General features: G+C 72.1%; 25 protein-coding genes. 12 read left to right on the top strand and 13 right to left on the bottom strand.

The genetic code is table 11. The features are described from left to right. Window positions 1-85: 85 nt before the first annotated feature. On the bottom strand, window positions 86-760 hold the full coding sequence (locus OG556_RS20290) for a UbiX family flavin prenyltransferase (RefSeq protein WP_371518348.1): 675 nt from the start codon (window positions 758-760) through the stop codon (window positions 86-88). 66 nt (window positions 761-826) lie between these two features. On the opposite strand from OG556_RS20290, the gene OG556_RS20285 reads away from it, so the two are divergent. Both OG556_RS20285 and OG556_RS20280 read left to right on the top strand, forming a co-directional pair. Continuing rightward, the gene (locus tag OG556_RS20285; protein WP_063348889.1) at window positions 827-1,570 is read left to right on the top strand and encodes a cyclase family protein; all 744 of its coding nucleotides are present in this window, start codon (window positions 827-829) and stop codon (window positions 1,568-1,570) included. 117 nt (window positions 1,571-1,687) lie between these two features. Further along, entirely contained in the window at window positions 1,688-2,398 is a 711-nt protein-coding gene (locus OG556_RS20280; RefSeq protein WP_371518347.1) for an MOSC domain-containing protein, read from the top strand. Between the two features lie 186 nt (window positions 2,399-2,584). Here OG556_RS20280 and OG556_RS20275 read toward each other — a convergent pair whose 3' ends face one another. Continuing rightward, the gene (locus OG556_RS20275) at window positions 2,585-3,772 is read right to left on the bottom strand and encodes a hypothetical protein (protein WP_371518345.1); all 1,188 of its coding nucleotides are present in this window, start codon (window positions 3,770-3,772) and stop codon (window positions 2,585-2,587) included. Here OG556_RS20275 and OG556_RS20270 point away from each other — a divergent pair. Then, window positions 3,758-4,711: an LPXTG cell wall anchor domain-containing protein gene (locus OG556_RS20270; protein WP_371518344.1), complete on the top strand. Its 954-nt coding sequence runs from the start codon at window positions 3,758-3,760 to the stop codon at window positions 4,709-4,711. The two genes, OG556_RS20275 and OG556_RS20270, sit on opposite strands and share 15 nt — an antisense overlap. Before the next feature lie 108 nt (window positions 4,712-4,819). Here OG556_RS20270 and OG556_RS20265 read toward each other — a convergent pair whose 3' ends face one another. Further along, complete coding sequence (locus OG556_RS20265) at window positions 4,820-5,593, bottom strand: TetR/AcrR family transcriptional regulator (RefSeq protein WP_371518342.1); 774 nt, start codon at window positions 5,591-5,593, stop codon at window positions 4,820-4,822. A 102-nt stretch (window positions 5,594-5,695) separates the two neighbouring features. Between OG556_RS20265 and OG556_RS20260 the strand changes: the two genes are divergently transcribed. After that, window positions 5,696-6,922 carry an FAD-dependent oxidoreductase gene (locus tag OG556_RS20260; RefSeq protein ID WP_371518340.1) on the top strand — a complete coding sequence of 409 codons (1,227 nt, stop codon included), beginning with the start codon at window positions 5,696-5,698 and terminating at the stop codon, window positions 6,920-6,922. A 65-nt stretch (window positions 6,923-6,987) separates the two neighbouring features. After that, window positions 6,988-7,743, top strand: coding sequence for an alpha/beta fold hydrolase (locus OG556_RS20255; RefSeq protein WP_371518339.1), 756 nt, complete (start codon window positions 6,988-6,990; stop codon window positions 7,741-7,743). A gap of 131 nt (window positions 7,744-7,874) precedes the next feature. Here OG556_RS20255 and OG556_RS20250 read toward each other — a convergent pair whose 3' ends face one another. Then, window positions 7,875-8,726, bottom strand: coding sequence for a hypothetical protein (locus OG556_RS20250; RefSeq protein WP_371518338.1), 852 nt, complete (start codon window positions 8,724-8,726; stop codon window positions 7,875-7,877). 245 nt (window positions 8,727-8,971) lie between these two features. Here OG556_RS20250 and OG556_RS20245 point away from each other — a divergent pair, with 245 nt between their 5' ends. Together OG556_RS20245 and OG556_RS20240 are read left to right on the top strand one after the other, a co-directional pair. Continuing rightward, window positions 8,972-9,763, top strand: a complete 792-nt coding sequence (locus OG556_RS20245; protein WP_371518337.1) for a hypothetical protein — start codon at window positions 8,972-8,974, stop codon at window positions 9,761-9,763. A gap of 31 nt (window positions 9,764-9,794) precedes the next feature. Further along, window positions 9,795-10,136 carry a hypothetical protein gene (locus tag OG556_RS20240; RefSeq protein WP_371518336.1) on the top strand — a complete coding sequence of 114 codons (342 nt, stop codon included), beginning with the start codon at window positions 9,795-9,797 and terminating at the stop codon, window positions 10,134-10,136. A gap of 214 nt (window positions 10,137-10,350) precedes the next feature. On the opposite strand, the gene mqnP is transcribed toward OG556_RS20240, so the two are convergent. Together mqnP and OG556_RS20230 are read right to left on the bottom strand one after the other, a co-directional pair. Next, window positions 10,351-11,256 (bottom strand): menaquinone biosynthesis prenyltransferase MqnP, encoded by a 906-nt coding sequence (mqnP, locus tag OG556_RS20235; protein ID WP_371522772.1) that lies wholly within the window; start codon window positions 11,254-11,256, stop codon window positions 10,351-10,353. Beyond that, a complete protein-coding gene (locus tag OG556_RS20230; RefSeq protein ID WP_371518335.1) occupies window positions 11,244-12,701 on the bottom strand; it encodes a menaquinone biosynthesis decarboxylase in 1,458 nt (485 codons plus the stop codon). The genes mqnP and OG556_RS20230 overlap by 13 nt, the downstream gene beginning before the upstream one ends. A gap of 90 nt (window positions 12,702-12,791) precedes the next feature. Between OG556_RS20230 and OG556_RS20225 the strand changes: the two genes are divergently transcribed. The 4 genes from OG556_RS20225 (at window position 12,792) to OG556_RS20210 (ending at window position 16,389) form a co-directional block, all read left to right on the top strand. Beyond that, window positions 12,792-13,199, top strand: coding sequence for a PLD nuclease N-terminal domain-containing protein (locus OG556_RS20225; protein ID WP_371518334.1), 408 nt, complete (start codon window positions 12,792-12,794; stop codon window positions 13,197-13,199). Window positions 13,200-13,650: 451 nt separating this feature from the next. Further along, window positions 13,651-15,252: an acyl-CoA carboxylase subunit beta gene (locus OG556_RS20220; RefSeq protein ID WP_371518332.1), complete on the top strand. Its 1,602-nt coding sequence runs from the start codon at window positions 13,651-13,653 to the stop codon at window positions 15,250-15,252. Between the two features lie 83 nt (window positions 15,253-15,335). Continuing rightward, window positions 15,336-15,545 carry an acyl-CoA carboxylase subunit epsilon gene (locus OG556_RS20215; RefSeq protein ID WP_063348879.1) on the top strand — a complete coding sequence of 70 codons (210 nt, stop codon included), beginning with the start codon at window positions 15,336-15,338 and terminating at the stop codon, window positions 15,543-15,545. 226 nt (window positions 15,546-15,771) lie between these two features. Next, entirely contained in the window at window positions 15,772-16,389 is a 618-nt protein-coding gene (locus tag OG556_RS20210) for a ScbR family autoregulator-binding transcription factor (RefSeq protein ID WP_350878465.1), read from the top strand. A 21-nt stretch (window positions 16,390-16,410) separates the two neighbouring features. Here the strand turns inward: OG556_RS20210 and OG556_RS20205 are convergent, their stop codons facing one another. Continuing rightward, window positions 16,411-17,037: a ScbR family autoregulator-binding transcription factor gene (locus OG556_RS20205; RefSeq protein ID WP_371518330.1), complete on the bottom strand. Its 627-nt coding sequence runs from the start codon at window positions 17,035-17,037 to the stop codon at window positions 16,411-16,413. Window positions 17,038-17,388: 351 nt separating this feature from the next. Here OG556_RS20205 and OG556_RS20200 point away from each other — a divergent pair, with 351 nt between their 5' ends. Continuing rightward, complete coding sequence (locus OG556_RS20200) at window positions 17,389-18,507, top strand: ScbA/BarX family gamma-butyrolactone biosynthesis protein (RefSeq protein ID WP_371518328.1); 1,119 nt, start codon at window positions 17,389-17,391, stop codon at window positions 18,505-18,507. A gap of 68 nt (window positions 18,508-18,575) precedes the next feature. On the opposite strand, the gene OG556_RS20195 is transcribed toward OG556_RS20200, so the two are convergent. The 6 genes from OG556_RS20195 to OG556_RS20170 all read right to left on the bottom strand — a co-directional run bounded on the left by OG556_RS20195 (window position 18,576) and on the right by OG556_RS20170 (window position 24,174). Further along, window positions 18,576-18,962 (bottom strand): hypothetical protein, encoded by a 387-nt coding sequence (locus OG556_RS20195; protein WP_371518327.1) that lies wholly within the window; start codon window positions 18,960-18,962, stop codon window positions 18,576-18,578. 140 nt (window positions 18,963-19,102) lie between these two features. Beyond that, window positions 19,103-20,227 (bottom strand): c-type cytochrome biogenesis protein CcsB, encoded by a 1,125-nt coding sequence (ccsB, locus tag OG556_RS20190; RefSeq protein WP_063348874.1) that lies wholly within the window; start codon window positions 20,225-20,227, stop codon window positions 19,103-19,105. 3 nt (window positions 20,228-20,230) lie between these two features. Beyond that, on the bottom strand, window positions 20,231-21,985 hold the full coding sequence (locus OG556_RS20185; protein ID WP_371518325.1) for a cytochrome c biogenesis protein ResB: 1,755 nt from the start codon (window positions 21,983-21,985) through the stop codon (window positions 20,231-20,233). Window positions 21,986-21,987: 2 nt separating this feature from the next. Continuing rightward, a complete protein-coding gene (locus tag OG556_RS20180) occupies window positions 21,988-22,761 on the bottom strand; it encodes a cytochrome c biogenesis CcdA family protein (RefSeq protein WP_371518324.1) in 774 nt (257 codons plus the stop codon). Further along, window positions 22,758-23,363 carry a TlpA family protein disulfide reductase gene (locus OG556_RS20175; RefSeq protein ID WP_371518322.1) on the bottom strand — a complete coding sequence of 202 codons (606 nt, stop codon included), beginning with the start codon at window positions 23,361-23,363 and terminating at the stop codon, window positions 22,758-22,760. The genes OG556_RS20180 and OG556_RS20175 overlap by 4 nt, the downstream gene beginning before the upstream one ends. 163 nt (window positions 23,364-23,526) lie before the next feature. Continuing rightward, window positions 23,527-24,174 (bottom strand): histidine phosphatase family protein, encoded by a 648-nt coding sequence (locus OG556_RS20170; RefSeq protein WP_079136296.1) that lies wholly within the window; start codon window positions 24,172-24,174, stop codon window positions 23,527-23,529. Window positions 24,175-24,289 lie beyond the last annotated feature (115 nt).

The raw sequence follows: 24,289 nt of genomic DNA, 5'->3' as shown, positions 1-24,289 counted from the left end.
CACAGATCATTATCCGGATTCCAAGGCGCCATGCGCGGAACAACCCGGATATCGCAGAGAAGATACTCTCCCGCCCCCGGCCTCCTCACTCCCCCTCAGTCGACACGCTGCCGTTCTCGTCGGCCCGGCGGACCGCCGCCCCCAACTCCCCTTCCCAGCGCAGGTACAGGGAATGCGGGACGCCGACCGCGTCCAGCACCCGGCCGGCCACGAAGTCGACGAGTTCCCGCACGGTCGAGCCGCCGGCGTAGAAACCGGGCGAGGCGGGGACGACGACGGCGCCCTGCGCGTCGAGCTCCACCAGGTGCTTCAACGTCACCCCGTTGAGTGGCGTCTCGCGCACGCACACGACCAGCGGGCGGCGCTCCTTGAGGGTGACGCTGGCCACCCGCTGCAGCAGGTCCTTGCTCAGGCCGAGCGCGATCCCGGCCACCGCGCCGGTGGTCGCGGGCACCACCAGCATGCCCTTGGCCGGGTACGAGCCGCTGGACGGGCCGGCCGCGAAGTCCCCGGCGGGCCAGTAGCGGACGTCGTCCAGGCCCTCGTCGGAGCCCAGCCAGGCGGCCAGGTCGGCGCGCCAGTGGGCGTCCCGGAAGGAGATGCCGGTCTCGTCGAGGATGGTGAGCCGGGCGGCTCGGCTGACGATCAGGTCCACCGGCTCCCCGGCGGCGAGCAGCGCCCGGATCACCGAGGCGGCGTACGGCGTCCCCGACGCACCAGAGACCCCGACCACCCACGGCTGACGCTTCACTGTTCCCATGTCCCATTTCTATCCGGACTCACCCGGTCGGGCCTCATCCGCGGGCTCCCCTGGAAGGATGGGGGCATGGCAGCGACCCTCGTCGACCTCACCCATCAGGTGACCACCGCGATGCCGGTCTACCCCGGCGATCCGGCCGTCCTGTTGGAGCCCGCGCTCACCACCGCCACCGCCGGGGTGAACGTGCTGGCCCTGCACCTCGGCTCGCAGTCCGGGACGCACGTGGACGCGCCGTACCACGTGGACGTCACCTGGCCGACCCTGGACGGGCTGCCGCTGGAGCGGTTCACCGGCCCCGCGGTGCTCGCCGACCTGCGCGGGCTGGAGCCCCGGGCCGCCGTCACCCCCGAGCTGCTCGCGCCCGCCCTGGCGCGCGTCGGCGAGGGGTCCGTCCTGCTGCTCGCCACCGGCTGGGCCCGGCACTGGGGCACCGACGCCTACCTCGCCCACCCCAGCCTGACCGCGGCCGCCGCCGAGGCGATCGTCGCCGCCGGGGTGCGGACCGTCGGGGTGGACGCGCTGAGCGTCGACCCCACCCCCGACCCGGGCCCGGGCGACCCGGCGGTCGCCGCGCTGCTCGCGGACCTCACCGACGAGCACGACCAGCCCGGGGCCGACGAGCCGACCCTCGCCGCGCACCGGGTGCTGCTGGGGGCGCCCGGCGGCGGGGTGATCGCCGAGAACCTGACAGATCTGCGGGCGCTGCTGGACGCCCAGGAGGCCGGGCGGCCGGTCGAGGTGTCGCTGTTCCCGCTGCGGCTGGCGGCGGCGGACGGTGCGCCGGTCCGGGCGGTGGCGCGGCTGGGCTGAGGCGTGTCGTCGGCGTGCAAGCGGGCGTCCGAGGACACGCCCTGAGACGTTCCGGCCAGTCGCCGCACGGGACTTGGTCTAGACCATCCCCCGGCGCCGCCGCTACGCTGTCCGCCCATGGCAGAGATCATCGGAGTGATCGAGCGACTCTGGCGCTACCCCGTGAAGTCCACCGGCGGCGAACGGCTCGACTCCGTCGAGGTGGACGAGCGCGGCCTGGCCGGCGACCGCCTCTACGCCGTCCGCGACGCGGACGGCAAGCTCGGCTCGGGCAAGAACACCCGCCGCTTCCGCCGGATGGACGGCCTGCTCCGCCTCTCCGCCCGCCTCGGCCACCGGATCGACGGCCCCGAACTGTTCGACCCGCTCGGCCGCCCGGTCACCGACCCGGCCACGTTCCTGCGCGCCTACCTCCAGCGCGAGGACGTCGAACTCGCCCGCGAGGACGCCGTCTCCCACTTCGACCAGCTGCCGGTCAGCGTGCTCACCACCGCCACCCTGGACTGGGCCCGCGAGGCCGCCCCCTTCACGGTGGTCGACGAGCGCCGGTTCCGCCCCAACATCCTGCTGCGGACTCCCCCTGGCACCCCGCCCTTCATCGAGGACGGCTGGTTCGGCCGGGAGGGCCACGGCGGCACCGGCGCCCGCCTCGCCTTCGTCCGCTCCAGCGAGCGCTGCGCGATGACCGGCGCCCCGCAGCCTGGGCTGCCGCACGCCCCCGAGATCCTCAAGGCGATCGTGCACGCCCACGACGGCCGGCTCGACGCCCTCGCCGAGGTCGCCGCCCCCGGGCGGCTGAGCGTGGGCGACGAGCTCGCGCTGCACTGAGACCGGCGGGGGCGGGGACAGAAGAACCGCAGGTCAGAGCGGTCTCGGAGATTTTCGAAAAAACTTTTGGATCAGCTGCAACCCCAGCGGCCGCCGCACGTCTATGTCAGTGAGAGGCGGGGAAGCCCGCCGAACCCGGACCGCGAGAGGCGCTGGGGGCGACGCCCTCGAACTTCGGGTCCGACTTCAACCACATGCACCGGCCGGCGGCTGAAATGCCGACGGCAGAACACCCTGGGGGGTATTTCCATGCCTGCTGTCCGCGCCCGTCGCTCCCGCCCAGGTGCCGTCTGCGTCGCGGTAGTCGACCTTGATGGCGTACGCCGAGACGGAGTTCGTGCCGCTCGTGCCGATCTTCAGGGTGAAGGAGGCCTCGGTGGTACCGGGGTTCGTGATGGTCTCGGTGAACTCGACCGGCTGTCCGCCGCGGCCGACCGTCGCCGGCGCGTTGACCTTCAGCGCGGGCTTGTCGGCCGTGGCCTGGGCGGCCGGCGCGGCGGGGGCGGTCGCGGCGGTCGGGGCCTGGGCGGCGTACGCGGCGGGGGAGGACAGGACCGCGCCGGTGGCCAGCAGCACGCCGAGGGTGGCGGCGGTGAGGACGGGGGGACCGACGATCGCCTGCATGGCCCCGGGGCCCTGGTCGAGCATCGCCCACGGGTGGATGTAGGCGGTGCCGAGCGGGGCGTCGGCGGTGAAGGCGAAGCGGACGTGCCGGGTGTCGCTGCTGCCGGCGGCGATGGTCCTGTCGTCGGTGAGGTGGTACGTGACCCGGTCGGAGCCCGGCTGGCTGCTGGGGGTGCCGGTGATGTTCTCCCAGCTGCCGTCGGCCTTCCGCACCTGGAGCGTGCTGTGCTTGTCCGCCTCCACGACCTTGTCGACGGTGGTGTAGCGGGAGGCGCTGGGGTTGGTCACGGTGACGTCGAACTCGACCGGGGCGCCGCCGGCGACGGCGGTGGTCGGCGCGTCCTTGACCTGCACGGTGATGGCCTTGGCCGCGACCTGGTCGGTGCTCTCGGCGAGGACGGTGGTGCCGGTCGCGTCGAGGACGGCGGAGCTGAGCGTGACGGTCGAGTCCTGGTTGGACCAGTAGGCGGCGAGCTCGGTGGTGAGGCGCAGCTGGACGGTCTTGGTGGCGCCGGCGGCGACGGTCAGGCCGGGGACGGTGTCGGCGACGGGCTTCCACAGTTCGTCGCGATCAACGTCACCGCCACCCCGGCCACCCCCGCTCTGGGCGCCACCAAGCCGGCGTTGACCATCCAGGAGCCGTCCTCGATCGGGTTCGGCGGCGAGCCCGTCGAGTTCTCCGAGACCGTCACCAACCCGGGCACCGCCGAGGCCCCGTTCACCCTGAAGCTCAACGTGAGCAACGTGCACGCCCGGGTGCACGACGCGTTCGCCATCGAGTACCGCGACGCCGACGGCACCTGGAAGCCGGTCGAGCTGACCTTCAAGCAGAGCGACAGGACCTTCAACTTCAGCGGCAAGGTCACCGGCCTGACCGTCCCCGCCGGCGCCACCAAGACCTTCCAGCTGCGGCTCGCCGCCGTGGGCAACAACGACGCGAGCGGCTACAACCAGCCGACCAAGCTCTACTCCGCCGTCGTCGACCCGGCGGCCGAGGACACCGTGCTCGCCGAGGACACCAAGGACGTCGCGGTGAAGTCGCTGGCCGTCCAGCTCAAGAACGCGCCGACCACCGCCGTCGTCGGCGGCGCCCCGGTCGAGTTCGACGTCGCCGTCAACAACCCCAGCGCCTCCCGGTTCGGCAAGCTCGCCACCATCCTGTGGGCCGACCCGCACAGCGTCCTGGAGATGCAGAAGGCCGATGGCACCTGGGAGACCGTGACCGGCACCCCGGGCCCCCAGGTCGGCGTCCTGGTCCGCTACCTCCTCAGCGACGACGCCCTCGCGGCAGGCACGACCATCACCAAGCACGTCCGCCTCGCCTACACCGCCGAGGCCAAGGTCGGCCAGACCTTCGTCAACCCGTCCGCCCACATCAACGAGGGCACCGCCCACGCCGCCAGCGCGGGCCCGCAGGGCACCGCGATCCAGCTCACCGCCGCGCCCGCCGACACCTCCGGCATCGGCACCGGCCCCGCCATCCGGACCACCTACACCACCGGCACCGCCGACGAGACCGACACCGCCGCCACCACGGGCACCACTGGCACCACCGGCACCCAGCTGGCGGGCGGCCAGCTCGCCCACACCGGGTCGGACGGCGTCATCAAGACCGCGGCGGGCGCCGCCGCCCTGCTCGTCAGCGGCATCGGCGCGCTCTTCGTCGCGCGCCGCCGCCGCAGCGCCTGACCGCCCCCGTCCGAGCCCCGGCTCCCCGGCTTCGCCCGGCGAGCCGGGGCTCGGCGTTTTCCCGGGAGCCACGCCCCGGAAACGGATCAGGCAGTCTCCCGGCCCCCGCTACGGCAGGGCGACCGCCCGCAGGTAGGTCTCGGCGAAGAGGTCGATGGACTCCTCCAGCGAGGGCAGTCCGGCGCCGAAGGCCGGTTCGAGGACCGGCCGCAGCAGGATGTGGTTGACCAGCGGGCCGAACAGCAGCTGGGCCAGCACCGGGAGCGGCAGCGGGCGCAGCCGTCCGGCCTCGATGTACGGCAGCAGCAGCCGGCCGAGGCCGTCGAACAGCCGCGGCAGGTGGGCCGCCATCATCCGGGAGGCGGGGCCGTCCGGGCGGGCGAACAGGTCGGCGAAGACCGCCGGCATGACCCGGGGCTGGCGGTCGAAGGCCGCGGCGAAGGCGCGGTGGAGCGCCCGGACGGTGCCCTCCAGATGCTCCGGCGGGTTCGCGGCGAGCGCTTCCAGGTCCGGCAGCGGGCCGTACTGGAGGAAGACGGCGGTGAGCAGGCCGTCCCGGCCCTCGAAGACGGTGTGCAGGCTGGGCAGCGAGCACTCGGCGCGGTCCGCCACGGCGTCCAGGGTGACCCCGCCCAGGCCGCGTTCGGCCACCAGCCCGGCCGCCGCCGCGATCGCGCGCTCCCGTACCGGCGGCCGTCCGCCCGGGTCGACGCCCGCCTGTCGGACCGCCTCGTCCAGCGGTGCCCGGCAGCCGCCGAGCCTGCGCAGCAGGGTGCTGCGGGAGATGCCGGCTGTCGCGGCGATCGCCGTCAGCGGGACGTCCGCGACGTCCTGGCCCCGGTCCTTCGCCGCCGCGAGGGCGGCCGCCACCAGATCCTTCATGTGAAGCAGCATACTACTTGACACCTGAGACAGTTCCAGAGACTCTGTAAATGCAAGTTCCACACGGAAGGTGATCAACCGAGCACAGCAAGGGAGAGAGCCATGAGCGTCGTGATCTCCGGGGGCGGACCGGCCGGAATGATGTTGGGCCTGCTGCTGGCCCGGGCGGGTGTCGAGGTGACCGTGCTGGAGAAGCACGGGGACTTCCTGCGGGACTTCCGCGGCGACACCGTCCACGCCTCCACCGTGCGACTGATGGACGAACTCGGCCTCGGCCGGAAGTTCGCCGCACTGCCGCAGAGCCGGCTCGGCAACCTGGTGGTGCCGGTGCCCGGCGTCGGCCAGGTCCCGCTGAGCGCCTACGACCGGCTGCCCGCGCCGTACAACTACATCGCGATGATGCCGCAGTGGGACCTGCTCAACTTCCTGGTCGAGGAAGCCCGGCAGGAACCCACCTTCACCCTGCGGATGAACACCGAGGCCACCGGGCTGATCCAGGAGAACGGCCGGGTGGCCGGCGTGCGCTACCGCACCCGGGACGGCGAGCAGGGCGAGCTCCGCGCCGACCTCACCGTCGGCACCGACGGCCGGCACTCCACCCTGCGCAAGGCGGCCGGGCTGGTGGCCGAGGAGTACCCGGTGCCCTTCGACGTCTGGTGGTTCCGGCTGCCCCGGCACGCGGAGGAGCAGGCCGCGCCGCCCAGCCTCGTCGCCGGCTTCGGCAACGGCGAACTGGCCCTCAGCATCGCCCGCGACGGCTACTTCCAGATCGCCTACTTCAAGCCCAAGGGCTCCGACCCGCAGCTGCGCGCCGAGGGCGTGGAGCGCTTCCGCGAGCGGATCGCCCGGCTGCTGCCCCAGTACGCCGACCGCGTCGACCAGTTGGCGGGCATGGACGACGTCCACATGCTCGACGCCCGGCTCAACCGGCTGGACCGCTGGTACACCGACGGGCTGCTGCTGATCGGCGACGCCGCCCACGCGATGTCCCCGGCCGGCGGGGTGGGCATCAACCTCGCCATCCAGGACGCCGTCGCGGCCGCCACCCTGCTCGCCGAGCCGCTGCTGCGCGGCCGCCCGACCACCGCCGCGCTCGCCCGGGTGCAGCAGCGGCGGCAGATGCCGACCGTGGTCATCCAGCGGCTGCAACGGATCCTGCACGGCGTGATGTTCGTCCCGGCGCTCACCGGCCGGAGGTCCGGCCCGCCGATGGGATTCGCCGCGCTCGTCCGCCACGTCCCGGCGGTCCGGCTGGGCATCTCCCGCCTGATCGCCTTCGGCCCCCGCCCCGAACACGCCCCGGCCTTCGCCCGGCGCCCCACGGCGTAGCCGGCCGCCGCACGGGCCGGCGACCGGCCGTTCGGGCGGGAGGCTTCCTGGGAAGGACCGAGGGCATGACGATCCCTCACCGTTCGACCGGCACCGGCGACCACCACGTCCTGGTCCTGCACGACTGGTTCGGCACCAGCACGGGCTGGGGGCCCTTCCTCGACTACCTCGACGACAGGGCCTTCAGCTACGCGTTCCTCGACTACCGGGGCTACGGGGAGCGCAAGGACGTCACCGGCTCCTACACGCTCGCCGAGATCGCCGCCGACGCCCTCGCCCTGGCCGACCAACTCGGCTGGGACCGCTTCTCGCTGGTCGGCCACTCGATGGGCGGCAAGGCCGCACAGCAGGTGCTGGCCGAGGCGCCGCTGCGGGTGCGCAAGCTCGTCGGCCTGGCACCCGTCCCCGCCGGGGCCTACCCGCTGGACGCCGACGGCGAGGCGCTGTTCTACGGCGCGGCCGAGGACCGCGAGAAGCGGTACGCGATCCTCGACCTGGTCACCGGGCAGCGGGCGGGCCGGGTCTGGCTGGACCGCATGGTCGACCAGTCGCTCCGGCTCTCCACCCCCGAGGCCTTCGGCGGGTACGTGCGGGACTGGGCGACGGCCGACCTGGAACGCCGCATCAGCGGGAACCCCGTCCCCGTCAAGGTGATCGTGGGCGCACACGACCTCGCCCTGACCGCCGACGTGATGCGCGGCACCTGGCTCGCCCACTACCCCAACGCCGAACTGGAGGAGCTCGACGGCAGCGGCCACTACCCGATGTACGAGACACCGGTGGCGCTGGCCACCTCGCTGGAGTCCTTCCTGCACAACTGACACCCGCCTCCACCCGTCGAATCACGGCCACCCAGTACGAGGCCTTCCTCTCCGACCGTTCGGAGTAGCCGCCCCAGGCGAGCGCACAGGAAGTCGGCGATTCCGACTTCCTGTGCGCAGCCGACAGCCGGTCAGGCGACAGGGGCCAGGGCGAGTCTGCGGGCGGCGAGGAGAACCCCGCGGGCTCGGGCGGCGCCGGTACGGGCGGTGGCCGGGTCCGGGGCGACTCGTCGGGGGACGAGGCCGGCACAGGAGCGGCAGATGCCGGGGCGGGGCACCGGATCGCGGCACTCCGCGCATTCGGAGCGGGCAGGTGCGGCGACGGCGGGTTCACGCGGCGGCGGGAGCTTGCGCTGCAAGCGGTTGCGGAGCAGGCCGACCGGCGAGTGCAGGGGTCGCGGCAGGTCGGGGAGCAGGGCCTGGGCGAGGTCGGCGTCCGTGTGGCCCCTCGCCAGCCATTCGGCGACCAGGGGTGCGAGGGCGGCGGCCTCGGCCTCGCCGAGGCGCAGGCGGGGCTCCCGGCGGATCACCCGGTGGAGCGTGGCCACCGCCTCCCGGACGTGTGGATCGGTCTCGGTCAACGCGGCGGGGAGGGTGGGTACTTCTTCCGGGTTCTTTACGGGAGGGGCGTCAGAGGGGCCGGTATCGGGCTCACCGGAGGCCGGGGGTGGGGCACTCGGCGGCCCCGGACGCTGAGGAGTGTCGTACACGTGCACCTCGGTCCGGATCGTGCCGTCGGGCATCCGGACCTTCTCGACCCGGTAATACCCGGCGTCCTTCAGCTCGTTGAGCGTCCGGCGGATCGCGCCACGCCCCTGCGGGCTGCTGTCGGCCATGCCCCGGCCGTCCTCGCGCCAGCCGTCCGGGCGGGAGAGGAGGTCCGCGAGGAGTCCTCGGGCGGTGTAGCTGAGACCGCGGTCCTGGAGGAGTCCGTTCGGAAGGACGGAGAAAAAGCGCGAGTGCGCGCTACGATGAATCTGCATGGGGAGGGTTTGCTCCTGGTGCCAGGCCCCGGGGTGTTGGTAGCACCGCCGGGGTCTTCTCTTTTCCGCTTGCGCCACGGAACGTAACACGCTGATAGCAGCTGGTGTTAACCGGATTGACGACCAATCAGCGCGCGAAGCACCCGGGGGCGCACGCGAGTTGGCGCGCGCCTGGTAGACGATGGCGCATGAACCGGAGACCCGCAAGCATGGGGCGTCTCATGGTTCTCGCCTACGTTCGAGACATGACAGAGAAGCGAGTTGACGATACGTCACCTGTGCTGGCGGTCGGCGTCCCCGGAGCGGTCGAGCGACACGTCGGGCTGCAGCTCGCCGCCGCCGGGGTGCGGGTGCGGACGCTGACGCAGCGGGCCCTGCTCGACCCGGCATCGCTGGAGGCGGCGGTCCAGGGGGCGGGCGCGGTACTGCTGGGGTGGCCGTTCCCCACGGCGGACGAGGCGGCGGACGCGGTGGGGGTGCTGGCCCGGGAGGCCGGGCGGGTGGTGCTCCTCTCCTCGACGGCTGTCCGGGCCGAGGGCGAGGTGGAGGCGCTGCTCGCCGGGAGCGGCGTCCGGCACACGGTGCTGCGGGCGCACGGGTTCACCGCCGCGCTCCAGTGGGCGGAGGAGATCCGCTCCGGGGGCGCCGTACAGGGCTACGGCGGCGCGGCCGGACTGAACCCGGTGGACGAGCGGGACATCGCGGCGGTCGCCGTCCGCGCCCTCACCGAGGACGGCCACGACGGCGCGCGCTACCTGCTCACCGGCCCGGAGTGCCCCACCCAGGCGGAACAGGTGGACATCATCGGCGAGGCCGCCGGCCGCCCGGTGAAGTGGCAGGAGATCCCCCGCGAGGCGGCCCGCCGCCGCATGTCCGCCGCCGGCCGGCCCGGAGCGGCCGTCGACAGCGCACTGGACTTCATCCACGCCCGCATCACCACCCCGAACCCGGCCACCACGACGGTCCAGGACCTCACCGGCCACCCACCCCGCAACTTCCGCACCTGGGCCACGGATCACGCCGCCCTGTTCCGCTGACCCGGCTCAGGTGGGACGACAGGATTGCCTCATGAATCACCCTGGGCAAGACACCATCCCCCGCCCCGAGAAGACCCCGACCTCACTCAAGGCCGCGCTCACCGTCGTGGCCGCCGACCGACTTCCGGAGCTGGTGGAGGGGCAGGCCAGGGCCATGGCGGAGGCCATCCGAACGGGCGCCGCCGGCCCGATCCACGCGTTCGTCGCCCACTGGGCCGCAGTTGTGGAGATCGAGCGGGTCCCGGAGACCGCAAAGGCGTACCACCGGGCGAACTACCTGGCCAACCATGCCCCGACAGCCGAGGAGCGCTGGTCCCACGCCGTCGAGGTCGCCGAGCTCTACCGGGCCGCCCTCGCGGCGGTGAACGGGTGAGCTGGGGCTTGGAGCACCTTCCCGGCAACGAGCGGCACTCCACCTGGATGACACCGCGTACGAAGGCAGCGGCGAACCCACGCGTGTCGCTCTAGGCCAGCATGTCGAGCTCGGCGGTGATTGCGGTGCAACTCCCGTTCAACGAGACCGTTGTCGGGATCGACGATAAGCACCCATGGCGACCAGGTCGACGCAAGAAGTGACTCCGCGGGGCTCAGACTCCGAGCCCGCGGATGATCAGGTCCAGCAGGGCGAAGGCGAACAGCGAGATGCCCACGAAGCCGTTGGTCTGGAAGAAGGCCCGGTTCAGCTTGGACAGGTCGTTCGGCTTGACGATGGTGTGCTCGTAGACGAACGCGCCCGCGACGACGACCAGGCCGACCCAGAACGCCGCGCCGGCGTGGGTCAGGATCGCGAACCACCCCAGCAGGAGGGTCGTGACGACGTGGCACACCCGCGCGCCCCAGATGGCCGCCGGGATGCCGAAGCGGGCCGGTACCGACCGCACCTTGCCGTGCCGGTCGGACTCGACGTCCTGGCAGGCGTAGATGAGGTCGAAGCCGCCGATCCACACGCCGACCGCGACGCCCAGCACGAGGGCGTCCCACGACCAGGTGCCGGTCACCGCGAGCCAGGCGCCGACCGGGCCCATGGCCTGGGCGAGGCCCAGGATGGCCTGCGGGAAGTCGGTGAAGCGCTTGCCGTACGGGTAGACCACCATCGGCACGACGGCGACCGGCGCGAGCGCCAGGCAGAGCGGGTTGAGCATCGCCGCCGCGCCGAGGAAGACGATCAGTGCCACGGCCGAGCCGGCGTACGCCGTCTTCAGCGACACCGCGCCCGTGACGAGTTCGCGCGAGGCCGTGCGCGGGTTCCGGGCGTCGATCTCGCGGTCGATGATCCGGTTGGCGGCCATGGCGAAGGTGCGCAGGCCGACCATGCAGACGGTGACGATGAACAGCTCGCCCCAGTGCACCCGCTTGTCGGCGAGGAACATGGCCGTCAGTGCGGCGGTGTAGGCGAAGGGCAGGGCGAAGACCGAGTGCTCGATCATCACCAGCCGCAGGAAGGCCTTCGTACGCCCGGGCGTCTCGACGGCAGCGGTGCTCACAGTCCGTATTCCTTCCAGCGGCGGGACACCAGGGCGGCCGTGGCCGGGTCCGACTCGACCATCTCGGGCCACCCGCCGTCCCGGGTGTACCCCTCCTCGGGGAGCTTGCGGGTCGCGTCGATGCCCGCCTTGCCGCCCCAGAACTGCTGGTAGGAGGCGTGGTCGAGGTGGTCGACCGGGCCCTCGACGACGGTGAGGTCGCGGCTGTAGTCGACGTTGCCGAAGGCCCGCCAGGCGACCTCCTGGTAGTCGTGCACGTCGCAGTCGGAGTCCACCACGATGATCAGCTTGGTCAGCGACATCATGTGGGCGCCCCAGATGGCGTGCATCGTCTTCTGGGCGTGCTTGGGGTACTTCTTGTCGATCGAGACGATCACGCAGTTGTGGAAGCCGCCGGCCTCGGGCAGGTCGTAGTCGACGATGTCCGGGATGATGATCTTCAGCAGCGGCAGGAAGAACCGCTCGGTGAACTTGCCCAGCGGGCCGTCCTCGGTTGGCGGGCGGCCGACCACGATGGACTGGAGGATCGGACGGCGGCGCATCGTCACGCAGTCGATCTTCAGCGCCGGGAACGGCTCCTGCGGGGTGTAGAAGCCGGTGTGGTCGCCGAACGGGCCCTCGGGGAGCATCTCGCCGGGCTCCAGCCAGCCCTCCAGCACCACCTCGGCGTCGGCCGGGACCTGGAGCGGGACGGTCTTGCAGTCGACCATCTTCACCCGCTCCCCGGCGACGAAGCCGGCGAACAGGTACTCGTCGATGTCGCCGGGCAGCGGCGCGGTGGCCGCGTAGGTCACGGCGGGCGGGCAGCCGAAGGCGATCGCGACCGGCAGCCGCTCGCCGCGCTTCGCGGCCACCGCGTAGTGGTTGCGGCTGTCCTTGTGGATCTGCCAGTGCATGCCGATGGTGCGGCGGTCGTGCCGCTGGAGCCGGTAGAGCCCGAGGTTGCGGATGCCGCTGTCCGGGTCCTTGGTGTGGGTGAGGCCCAGGTTGAAGAAGGAGCCGCCGTCCATCGGCCAGGTGAACAGGGCGGGCAGCTCGTCCAGGTTGACGTCGTCGCCGGTGAGCACGACCTCCTGGACCGGCGCGTCACCGGACTTCACGTGCCGGGGCGGCACGTGCGCCATCGAGGCGAGCTTGCCGAAGGCGTCCCGGAAGCCGGTGAAGCCCTGCGGCAGCTCGGGCTTGAGCAGGCCGGCGATCTTCTCCGCGATGTCGTCCGGGCCCTTGAGGCCGAGTGCCTTGGCGAGGCGCCGCTCGGTGCCGAAGACGTTCATCGCGAGCGGCATCGTCGAGCCCTTGACGTTCTCGAAGAGCAGCGCGGGGCCCTTGGCCTTCTGGACCCGGTCGACGATCTCGCCGATCTCCAGGTGCGGGTCCACCTCTGCTTTGATGCGCTTGAGGTCGCCCTCACGGTCGAGTGCCCGCAGGAACGAGCGGAGATCGTCGTATGCCATGCCTGTCAGTATCCGCCACCGGATAGCCTGGCTCCGTCAAGGGCCCCGGGAAGGCACCCGCCCCGACCGCCCCGCAGGGAGATCGCCGCCGTGCTGAGAATTCTTCTGACCATCATCCTTCCGCTCGCGCTCTGGGTGTGGGCGTTCATCGACTGCCTGACCACGCCCGAGGACCAGGTGAAGCACCTGCCCAAGCCGGTGTGGGTGCTCATCGTGCTGCTGTTCCCGCCGGTGGGCCCGATCGCCTGGCTGGTGGCCGGCAAGCAGCGCGGCCTCCTGCGGACCGGGGCGCCCGACGAAGCCGACGGCCGTCCGGGGCAGCCGGTCCGGCGCGACGGCCGCCCGCTCGCACCGGACGACGACCCCGAATTCCTCGCCTCGTTGAAGAAGAGCGACAAGGATCACGAGGACATGCTGAAGCAGTGGGAGGCCGATCTGCGCCGCCGCGAGCAGGAGCTTCGGGGCGAGGACGAGCCCGAGGACGGCCGAAAGAGCTGATCGGAGCCACTGGGGGGATCCCCCGGACAGCCCACCCGGACGGCATCGGGTGGGCTGTGGTGTTTTTGGCGCTTCCCTACGACTCGGCGCCCTCTAGCACGGATCCGCACCGGTGCCCGACCGGACTTGAGCAGGGCTTGAGCAAGGCGCAAGAGAGCCGCCCTACATTACTGAACGACGGCCCTGACCTGCACTTTTCTTCATGTTCAGATCATCGGGCCATCACCTGACCGACAGCCCCCGGTATGCGAACGGACACCCAGCGCTCCGGCTTCGACACCACCGCTTCTGTCCAGGCCTGACATCTAAACGGACCTGACCTTGTACGGAATCGACGCCGAAACCAACGCACGGCCCCTCGTACAGTCATAAGTGAAGAAAGTGATTCGCAGCCGGGGGCACAGCAGACGTTGGCTGTCGGACAGTTCCCTCACCCTTGGAGTGGTTCGAGATGACGGTTGTGCATGAGGCGCCAGTCGACGGCGAGGTCCCCGAGGTCGCGGCCGACGCCCGCGGGCGGGTCGCCGAGCTGCACGAACTGCGCGAGAAGGTGCGGCGCGGCCCCAGCGACAAGGCCACCGAGGCCCAGCACGCGAAGGGCAAGCTGACCGCCCGCGAGCGCATCGACCTGCTGCTGGACGAGGGCTCCTTCCGCGAGGTCGAGCCGCTGCGCCGGCACCGCGCCCAGGGCTTCGGCCTGGAGGCGAAGAAGCCGCACACCGACGGCGTGATCGTCGGCTGGGGCACCGTGCACGGGCGGACCGTCTTCACCTACGCGCACGACTTCCGGATCTTCGGCGGCGCGCTGGGCGAGGCCCACGCCCAGAAGATCCACAAGATCATGGACATGGCCATCGCGGCCGGCGCGCCCCTGGTCTCGCTCAACGACGGCGCCGGCGCCCGCATCCAGGAGGGCGTCACCGCCCTCGCCGGCTACGGCGGCATCTTCCAGCGCAACACCAAGGCCTCCGGCGTCATCCCGCAGATCTCCGTCATGCTCGGCCCCTGCGCCGGCGGCGCCGCCTACTCCCCCGCGCTGACCGACTTCGTCTTCATGGTCCGCGAGACCTCCCAGATGTTCATCACCGGCCCCGACGTCGTCCAGGCCGTCACCGGCGAGAAGATCACCCAGAACGGCCTCGGCGGCGCCGACGTCCACGCCGGCGTCTCCGGCGTCTCCCACTTCGTCTACGACGACGAGCAGTCCTGCATCGAGGAGGTCCGCTACCTCCTCTCGCTGCTCCCCCAGAACAACCGCGAGATGCCGCCCCCCGCCGTCAACGACGACCCCGTCGAGCGCCGCAACGACACCCTCCTCGACCTCGTCCCCGCCGACGGCAACCGCCCCTACGACATGCGCAAGGTCATCGAGGAGATCGTCGACCACGGCGAATACCTCGAAGTCCACGAACGCTGGGCCACCAACGTCCTGTGCGTCCTGGCCCGCATCGACGGCCACGTCACCGGGATCATCGCCAACCAGCCCCAGTCCCTCGCCGGCGTCCTCGACATCAACGCCAGCGAGAAGGCCGCCCGCTTCGTCCAGATGTGCGACGCCTTCAACATCCCCCTCGTCACCATGCTCGACGTCCCCGGCTTCCTGCCCGGCGTCGACCAGGAGCACGACGGCATCATCCGCCACGGCGCCAAGCTCCTCTACGCCTACTGCAACGCCACCGTGCCCCGCATCCAGCTCATCCTGCGCAAGGCCTACGGCGGCGCCTACATCGTCATGGACTCCCGCTCCATCGGCGCCGACCTCTCCTACGCCTGGCCCACCAACGAGATCGCCGTCATGGGCGCCGAAGGCGCCGCCAACGTCATCTTCCGCCGCGACATCAACGCCGCCGAAGACCCCGACGCCATGCGCGCCCAGAAGATCAAGGAATACAAGAACGAACTGATGCACCCGTACTACGCGGCCGAACGCGGCCTCGTCGACGACGTCATCGACCCCGCCGAGACCCGCCAGGTGATCGCCTCCGCCCTGGCCATGCTCCGCACCAAGCACGCCGACCTGCCCAGCCGCAAGCACGGCAACCCGCCGATGTGACGCCCGCGCCCACGCGCGGCCCGCAGCACGCAGTTCCGAGCGACCACCACACACCACAAGCCACCGGGGGAGAAAACCAGACCATGACTGCTTCCGCCGAACCCCTCGTCCGTATCGTCCGCGGCTCGCTCTCCGACGAGGAGCTGGCCGCCCTCACCGCCGTGCTGATGGCCCGGGCGGCCGTCGCGCAGCAGGCCGCCGCGACCGCGCAGGTCGAGCCGATCGCCAACTGGCAGCGCCTGGAGCGCCGCCCGGCGTACTACTCGCCGGTCAGCTGGCAGCAGGCCGCCTGACGGCCCGGAACCTTCCGCGACGGCCGGTCACCCCATCCGGGTGGCCGGCCTTCCGGCCTTCCCGGCGGCCCGAGCCACCGGGCCCGGCCGGTCCGACCAGCGGGTGTCCGTTCCGCCCCGGCGCGGCTCGGTAGAATACCTACTGGACGGTATGCGGCCCGCCGCCCCGTCGGCCCCCATAGGATCGGCCGCTGCCGATGGACCAGAACTATCCAGGGAGGCTGCGATGGCCAGGCAGGCCCGCGCGCTGGCGACCCGCCAGACGGTACTCCTCGCGGCGGCCGAGGTGTTCGACGAGCGGGGCTACGCCGCCGCCACGATGTCCGAGATCCTGGACCGGGCCGGTGTCACCAAGGGCGCGTTGTACTTCCACTTCCGCTCCAAGGAGGAGCTGGCGCTCGCCGTCATCGAGGGGCAGGGCGCCTGGCTGGGCACCTGGCAGCCGTCCTCGGACAGCCCGGTGCAGACCCTGATCGACCTCGGGTACGCCTTCGCCCACGCCCTCCAGGACGACCCGCTGGTGCGCGGCAGCATCCGGCTGACGATCGAGCACGGCAGCTTCACCCAGCCGCAGATCGCCGCCTACCAGGGCTGGTCCGACGTGGCCCGCGGGCTGCTGGAACGCGCCCGGGACGCCGGGGACCTCCACCCGGGGATCGACCTGGCGGCCGCCGCCGGGGTGATCACCGGGGCCGTCACCGGGATCCAGCTGAGCTCCCAGGTGCTGACCGACCGGCGGGACCTCATCCAGCGGATGTCCGACCTGTGGACGCTGGTGCTGCCCGGCCTGGTCCAGCCGCACGCGCTCGCCCGGCTGAGCGTCGCCGAGCGCGTGCCCTCCTAGGCACCCTCCGCCCGAAGCCGCTCAGAGCCGGTAGCCGGCGCAGTGCTCCACCGCCACCAGGGCCGGCAGCGCGGCCGCCCAGAGCCGACCGACGGCCTCCGGCCCGGGCCGGTCGACCTCCTCGGCGGCGAGCAGCACCTGGCCGGCCGCCATCGTCGTCAGCAGTTCGGCGGCGGCCCGGCGGTCCAGCCCGGGGCGCAGCTCGCCGGCCTCGGCGGCGCGGTCCAGCAGCCGGTGGACGACGGCGGTGAGGCTGCGCCAGGCGGTGTCCGCGCCGGGCGGGCCGTCCGGGGTGTCGACCCGGGGCGGGCCCTGGCGGCCGAGCCGGACGCCGGCCCGGACCATCACGTCCTCGCGCAGCAGCCGGGCGAGTTCGTGCGAGAAGTCGATCAGGCCCTGGAGGGCCGGTCCGCCGGAGCGCAGGGCGCGCAGCGCGGCCGAGCCGATCTCGCGCCCGGCGGCGGCGCGCACGCCGTCGGCGAGGGCCTGCTTGGAGACGAAGTGGAAGTAGAGGGCGCCCTTGCTCACCCCGGCCCGGCGGCTGATGTCGACCAGGCTGGCGGCCTCGAAGCCCACGCCGGCGAACGTGTCCGCCGCGGCGAGCAGCACGGCACGCCTGGTCCGCCCCGCGCGTTCCTGCTTGACCACTGGGCCCCTCCGGACTCGGCCGGACGCGTTTCCCCCCGCCCGCCCCGCTGCTGTCAGCGCGCCGCCGTTGGGGGGCGACGCCTCGCATGCGGACGGCGCCGACCGAAACCGCATGGTTGGTATCTAATCTAGCTCCTTCGCCGACCCCGCCGTCCAGCGGGGAGCACCCCCACCCCGGGCCTGCCACCCCCTGGGCGGCCATTACCCCAGTCCAGAGGCCGGGTAGCGTGGTCGCGTCGGGCTGCGCGGCAGGGGCCACCCCAGACGCAGAAGAGAAACCGGGTGGTCTGTATGTTTTGTTTCAGGCGGCCGTACCGGCCGCTCGACCGCCACCCTGGAGTAGGGCCCGTCATGCCATTGATCGTAGAGCCGGACGCCCACGGTCCGTACGCCCACCCCGGTCCCGGCTACGACTTCCACGAGCGGACCGTCTCCCGCCACCTGGTGCACCGCACCTCGGTGTCCGAGGTGTTCCTCACCGGCTGGCAGGCCACCGGTCCGTACGACTTCCTGCTCGGCGCCCAGTGGCCCCGGCTGCACGCCTTCTACCGCCTGCCCGGGGACCGCTTCCACGACCCGGTGCTGATGGCCGAGACCATCCGGCAGGCCGGACTGCTGATCGGCCACGCCGGCTTCGGGGTGCCGCGCGGCCACCACTTCGTCATGGAGGACCTCTCCTACGCGCTCGGCCCGGACGGCCTGCGCGGCCTGGCCGTCACCACCGGACCGGCCTCGCTGATGCTCGCGGTCGGCTGCGAGGACGTCCGGATGCGGCACGGGCGGCTGGTCTCACTGCGGGTGCACATCGACATATCCCGGGACGGCCACCCGGTCGGCCACGGCTCCGGCCAGTTGCGGGTCGTCTCCCCCGCCTCCTACGCCCGGCTGCGCGGCCCCGAGCGGCGGTCCACCACCCTGCCCCGGCCGCCCGCGCCCACCGCACCCGAACTGGTCGGCCGCGCACAGCCCGCGGACGTCGTGCTCAGCCCCACCCTGCGGCCCGACACCTGGCTGCTGCGCACCGACGCCGGGCACCCGGTGCTGTTCGACCACGAGCTGGACCACGTGCCCGGGATGCTGGTGCTGGAGGCCGCCCGGCAGGCCGCCCAGCGGCTGCGCCACCCCGAACCGGTGGTGCCGGTCGAGCTGGTGACGTCCTTCGACCACTACATCGAGCTGGACCGGCCCTGCCTCGTCCGGGCGGTCCACGAGCAGGCGCCGGACGGCCGCCGGCTGCCCGTCCGGGTGCTGCTGGTCCAGGACGGGCGGACGGCGGCCGACTGCCGGCTGCTCACCGAGCCGATCGACGGGCCCGCCGACGGATCGGCGGACAGGCCGGCCGACAGACGGGGTGACAGAGCGGGTGACAGACCGGGCGAGCCGCCGACGGTGCCCGCCCGGCGGGAGGCCTTCGACGACCGCCCCGCCGGCCAGGGCATCGGCAGCCCCCGGCTGCCGCTGGCCAGTTGAACCGGCCTCCCCCGAACCTCCCCCCGAACCTCCCCTGAGCGCCCCCCCTGGGCCCCCTCAACCGCCCGCTAGGCGGCGACCAGCGCCGACGGCCGACCGGCGTGCATCACGCTGAGGTTGGTGGCCAGCCGGACCGGGTCCTGGGCCAGCCAGAGCCGCAGCGCCGCGCCCAGCATCGCGCTGGCCGACCCGATCCGGACCTCGGTGACCTGCGCGATCCGCGCCGCGCCGGGCACCAGCAGGTCGGCCAGCGGGGTCGGCAGCCAGACCGTCAGCGCGCACGGCGCCGGCGCCGCCAGGGCGCCCAGCAGGCGGTAGGCGTCCACCGGCGAGCTGAGCGTGGGGATGATGTCCAGCAGGCCGTCGGCCACCACCTCTGACACGTCGCTGCGGTGTCCCTGGGCGAGCCGGCGGAGCAACGTGCGCTCGGCGGCGGTGATTCGGACGGTCAGCATGACCTCGTCGCACTCCATTGCGCGATTTCCTCCTCGTTCCTCCCCGTGCCGGCCGGCGGCCGGCACGAACTACCCCTGTCGCACCTCGGCCCGGCTACCTTCTGCGGAGAGCCGGGCCGGTGGGTGACTGTGTGCCCCGGTCAGATCCCCGCGTAGGAGTGCTTGCCGGTGACGAAGATGTTCACGCCGTAGTAGTTGAAGAGCCAGCAGGCGAAGGCCGCCAGCGCCAGGTAGGCCGCCTTGCGGCCCTTCCAGCCGGCCGTCGCGCGGGCGTGCAGGTAGCAGGCGTAGGCGACCCAGGTGATGAACGACCAGGTCTCCTTCGGGTCCCACTCCCAGTACTTGCCCCAGGCCGCCTCGGCCCAGATCGCGCCCGCGATGATGGTGAAGGTCCAGAGCGGGAAGACCAGGGCGTTGATCCGGTAGGACAGCTTGTCGAAGGTGGACGCGGCGGGCAGCCGGCGCCAGACCGACGCCGGGGTGCCCAGCGGGCCGGTGGTCAGGCCGGCCGCGATCCGCTTGTCGAAGGAGTCCTTGCCGAGGTACAGCAGCGTGGCGATGAACGCCGCGTAGAAGGCGCCGCCGCAGAAGATCGCGGTCGAGACGTGGATCGCCAGCCACGGCGAGTGCAGCGCCGGGACGAGCTGCTCGGAGTCGGTGTAGAGCACCGTGGTGGCGATGCCGAGGGTCAGCAGCCCCGCGAGCACGACCGGCAGGCCGAGCCAGCGGACGTTCTTCTTCGAGGCCAGCAGCACCAGGTACGCCGCCGTCATGGCGAAGGCGAAGGCGCAGGAGAACTCGTACATGTTGCCCCACGGCCAGCGGGAGACCGAGAGGCCGCGGGTGACGATGCCGCCGGCGTGCAGCAGGGCGCCCAGCACGGTGAGCGAGACCGCGATCCGGCCGGCCAGGTCGGCCCGGGTGCTGTTGCCGGCCGCGCCCGGACCGTCCTCCTCGTCCGCGCCGCGCCCGCTGGTGACCACCGTCGCGCCCTCGCCCGCCAGGGCGGTGCGGGTGAGCGTGGTGGTGCCGCCGCCGGCCCCCGCCACGGTGACGGTGACCTTCTTCGCGCCCTTGGTTCCGGCGACGGTCTCGGACAGGCTGCCCGACTGCTCCGTCGAGCGGACGGCGACGGCGCCCTTGCTGCCGAAGGTCCACTCGATCATGTGGGCGAACATGGCGAGCGTGTAGACCACCATCGCCGAATAGATCAGCTTGTTGGAGAGGTCGGCCAGCTGTGGGTCGACCCCCGAGGCGAGATGCACCGTCTACTCCTTGGAGTTCTGGTCGGCAGGGACTGCGGGGTCCTCGGGCGCGGGGCCTTCGGCTGTGGGGCCTTCGGGCGCGGGGCCTTCGGGTGCGGCGGCGTCCTCGTCCTCCGACGCCGGGGCGTCGTCCTGGAGGTCCACCGCGAGTTCGGCCAGTTCCTCGGCGATCTTCGCCGACTCACTGCGGGCCAGACCGGCCAGCTCCACCTGGGTGCCGCCGCCCGGCAGGGCGACCGCGCGCACCCAGATCCGGCGGCGCTGCACGAACAGCGAGCCGATCAGGCCGAGGATCGCCAGCACCGCACCGGTCAGGGCGATGGTGTTGCCCGGGCGGTGCGAGACGTTGAAGCTGGCCCACTGCTTGTAGCCCTCGAAGGTGACGCTGCCGTAGCCGTCCGGCAGGTCCCAGGCCTGGCCGGGCTTGAGCCGGGCCTTGGCGGGCTGGCCGTCCTGGGTGAGCTGGGTCAGCTTGCGGGTGTTGAGCTGGTAGATGTTCTGCGGCAGGCCGGAGTCGGTGCCCAGGTCGCCCGCGAAGGCGTTCAGCACCAGCTCGGGGGCGGCGTCGCCGGGGAAGAGCGAGACCGGGCCGGTGCCCTCGAAGCTCAGCGGCGCGGTCGGCAGGAAGAAGCCGGAGAAGCCCATCTGGGTCGAGCTGCCGTCCGGTCCGACGCCGTAGTCGGAGACCTTCACGACACCGGTCGAGGTCAGGTTGCCGTCCTGCGGCAGGAACGGCACGGCGCCCCGGTAGACGACGTCGCCCTTGCCGTTCTTGACGGTGATGACCGGCGCGTAGCCGTGGCCGATCAGGAAGACCTTGCTGCCGCCGATCTCCAGCGGGTGGTTGACCTCGATCGTGCCCTGCTTGAGCTTCGAGGTGTCCTCGCCCGCCGTGTACTCGACGTTCGCGGTGAACTGCCGGGCGGCGCCGATCTGGTCGCCCTTGTCCTGGAACTTGGCGGTGAACCCGTTCAGCTTCAGGTAGAAGGGGTCGAGGTCCTCGGTGCCGTAGAACCGCGTGCCGTTGAAGTCGTCGAGCTGGGTGATGGTGTTGGAGTAGCCCTCGCCCTCGACCATCAGCTTGCCGCCGGTGCCGGACGCCAGGCTGGCCCAGGCGAAGCCGCCGAGCAGCGCGAACAGCGACATGTGGAAGAGCAGGTTGCCGACCTCGCGCAGGTAGCCCTTCTCGGCGGCCACCGAGCCGCCGGCCAGGTTGGCGCGGAACCGGCGCTTGCGCAGCAGCCGGTGGGCGGCGGCGTTCACCGCGTCGGCGTCCGCCTCGGTGCGCCAGGCCGCGTAGACCGGCATCCGGGTCAGGTTGCGCGGCGCGGCCGGCGGCTGGGCCCGCAGCACGCCGACGAACTGCCAGGTGCGCGGGACGATGCAGCCGGCCAGCGAGACGAACAGCAGGATGTAGATCGCGGAGAACCAGACCGAGCTGTAGACGTCGAACAGCTGGAGCTTCTCGTAGATCGGCGCGACCGTGGTGTGGTGCGTCTTCCACGCCTCGACCTTGAGCAGGCCCTGGCCGTTCTGGTACTGCGGGATCAGCGAGCCCGGGATGGCGGCCAGCGACAGCAGGAAGAGCAGGATCAGCGCGACCCGCATCGAGGTCAGCTGGCGCCACATCCAGCGCGCCCAGCCCAGCACCCCTATGCCGGTCGGGCCCTCGGACTCGACCGGCGCGGTGCTGAGCCGCTCGGCGGCCGCGTCGTCCGGAGCCGGGGGCAGCTCGGCCTCGGTCGTGGTCTTGCTCACGGTCAGATTCCGATCGAGAAGTCGGCGGTCCAGGACTGCAGTTCGCTCATCATCGAGTCCCAGACCCCGGTGACGAGCAGCAGACCGACCGCGACGAGCATGCCGCCGCCGATCCGCATGACGAGCGGGTAGTGCCGCTTGACCCAGCCGAAGGCACCCAGTGCCCGGCGGAAGGCGAGCGCGGCCACGATGAACGGTACGCCCAGACCCAGGCAGTAGAAGGTCATCAGCAGGGCGCCGCGCTGCGCGTCGGCCTGGTTCAGGGCCAGGTTCTGGACGGTCGCCAGGGTCGGGCCGATGCAGGGCGTCCAGCCGACGCCGAACACCATGCCGAGCAGCGGGGCGCCCAGCAGACCGACCGCCGGGCGGCGGTGGGAGCGCACCTCGCGCATGCTCAGGCCGGGGACGAGGCCCATGAAAGCGAGGCCCATCACGATGGTCAGCGCGCCGAGCACGATCGAGATGACCCGCTTGTGCGCCTGGAGGGTGTCGCCGAACTGGCCGAACAGCGCCCCGCCCGAGACGAACACCGCGGTGAAGCCGAGGATGAACAGCGTCGCCCCGAGCAGCATCCGGCCGCGCCGCGCACCGCGGGCGTCCGCGAGGTCGGCGGCGGAGAAGCCGGTCACGTACGACAGGTAGCCGGGGACGAGCGGCAGCACGCAGGGCGAGAAGAACGAGACGAGCCCGGCCGCCAGCGCGATCGGCGCGGCCACCAGCAGTGCCCCGCTCTGGAGGGTCCCGGTGTTGTCGGCGAGCTGTAGCGGCAGGCTCACTGCTTCGGCTCCGCGACCACCGGCTGGAGGATCGACTCCAGCGCGTCCTGGGTCGTGCCGCCGACGGCGCGGGCGGCCAGCTTGCCGTCGCGGTCGACGATCAGGGTGGTCGGGAGCGACTGCAGGCTGAGGCTGCCCTTGGGGAACTTGAGCAGCTGGGTGCCCGCCGGGTCGAAGATGCTCGGATAGGTGACGCCCTGCTCCTGCTCGAAGCGGACGGCGTTGGTCTTGTCGCTGTCCCGGGTGTTGACGCCGAGGAACTGGACGCCCTGGTCCTTGTACTTCTCCGAGACGGCCTGGAGGCTCTTCGCCTCGGCCCGGCACGGCCCGCACCAGGAGCCCCAGACGTTCAGCACCACGACCTTGCCCTGGTAGTCCGAGAGCTTGGTCTGGCCGCCGTCCAGGGTCTCCCCGGAGATGTCCGGCGCGCTCCCGCGCTTGCCGATGTCCACCTTCGACAGGTTGGTCCCCTTGACGGTGACGAAGCCGACCTGGCCTTCGCCGCTGCCCGACGAGCCCGAGGAGGAACAGCCGGTGAGGACGAGCGCAGCGGCGGCGACAGTGGCGGCGGCTGCGGCGACACGGGGACGGGGGCGCGCCATGGCAGACATGTGAAAAGTTTCGCATGGAGTTCCGGGCAGGTTCGCCGGGGTCCTCCCTAGCGCGTCGCACCCCCTCTGACCTGTGACGGAGTCGGGCCGCCCGGCTCTCGCCGGGCGGCCCGATCCCATACTTACGCGGGGTTTACCAAACGGCCCCGCGGGCTCACGCGCCGAAGCTCTTGCCCACCGGCTTGTCCTTGCCGCCCTTGCCGATCAGGTGCGCGGGCAGCAGGTCGCGGGCCGGCTCGCGGTAGCCGACCGAGACGATCTTGTCGCCCTCGAAGGTGAAGCTGGTCAGCGAGGCCAGCGAGCACTGCCGGCGGCGCGGGTCGTGCCAGAGCCGGCGGCGCTCGACGAAGGAGCGGACGATCCAGATCGGCAGCTGGTGGCTGACGCAGACCGCCTCGTGCCCGCGCGCGGCGTCCCGGGCGGCGCCGAGCGCGCCCATCATCCGCACCACCTGGTCCAGGTAGGGCTCGCCCCAGGAGGGCTTGAACGGGTTGGTGAGGTACTTCCAGTAGCCCGGGTTCCGCAGCGAGCCGTCACCGACGCCGAAGGTCTTGCCCTCGAAGATGTTGTCCGCCTCGATCAGCCGCTCGTCCGCCGCGACGTCCAGGCCGTGCGCCTTGGCGATCGGCCCGGCGGTCTCCTGGGCCCGCTCCAGCGGGGACGCCACCACGTGGGTGATGTCCCGGCCGGCCAGGTCCTCGGCGACCCGCTCGGCCATCTCCCGGCCCAGCTCGGACAGCCGGTAGCCCGGCAGGCGCCCGTACAGGATGCCCTCCGGGTTGTGCACCTCACCGTGCCGCATCAGATGGACGACGGTGATCTCTTTGGCGCTCACTTCTCAGTACTCCTGGGGCTCGCAGGGATGGATCGGGGCCTAGGGCGCGTCTGACAATTCCCGCCGGGCGCGCGACGCCGGG

Source organism: Kitasatospora sp. NBC_01300 (assembly GCF_041435235.1).
Classification (GTDB): Bacteria; Actinomycetota; Actinomycetes; order Streptomycetales; family Streptomycetaceae; genus Kitasatospora.
This window is presented reverse-complemented; position numbering and strand designations above follow the sequence as displayed.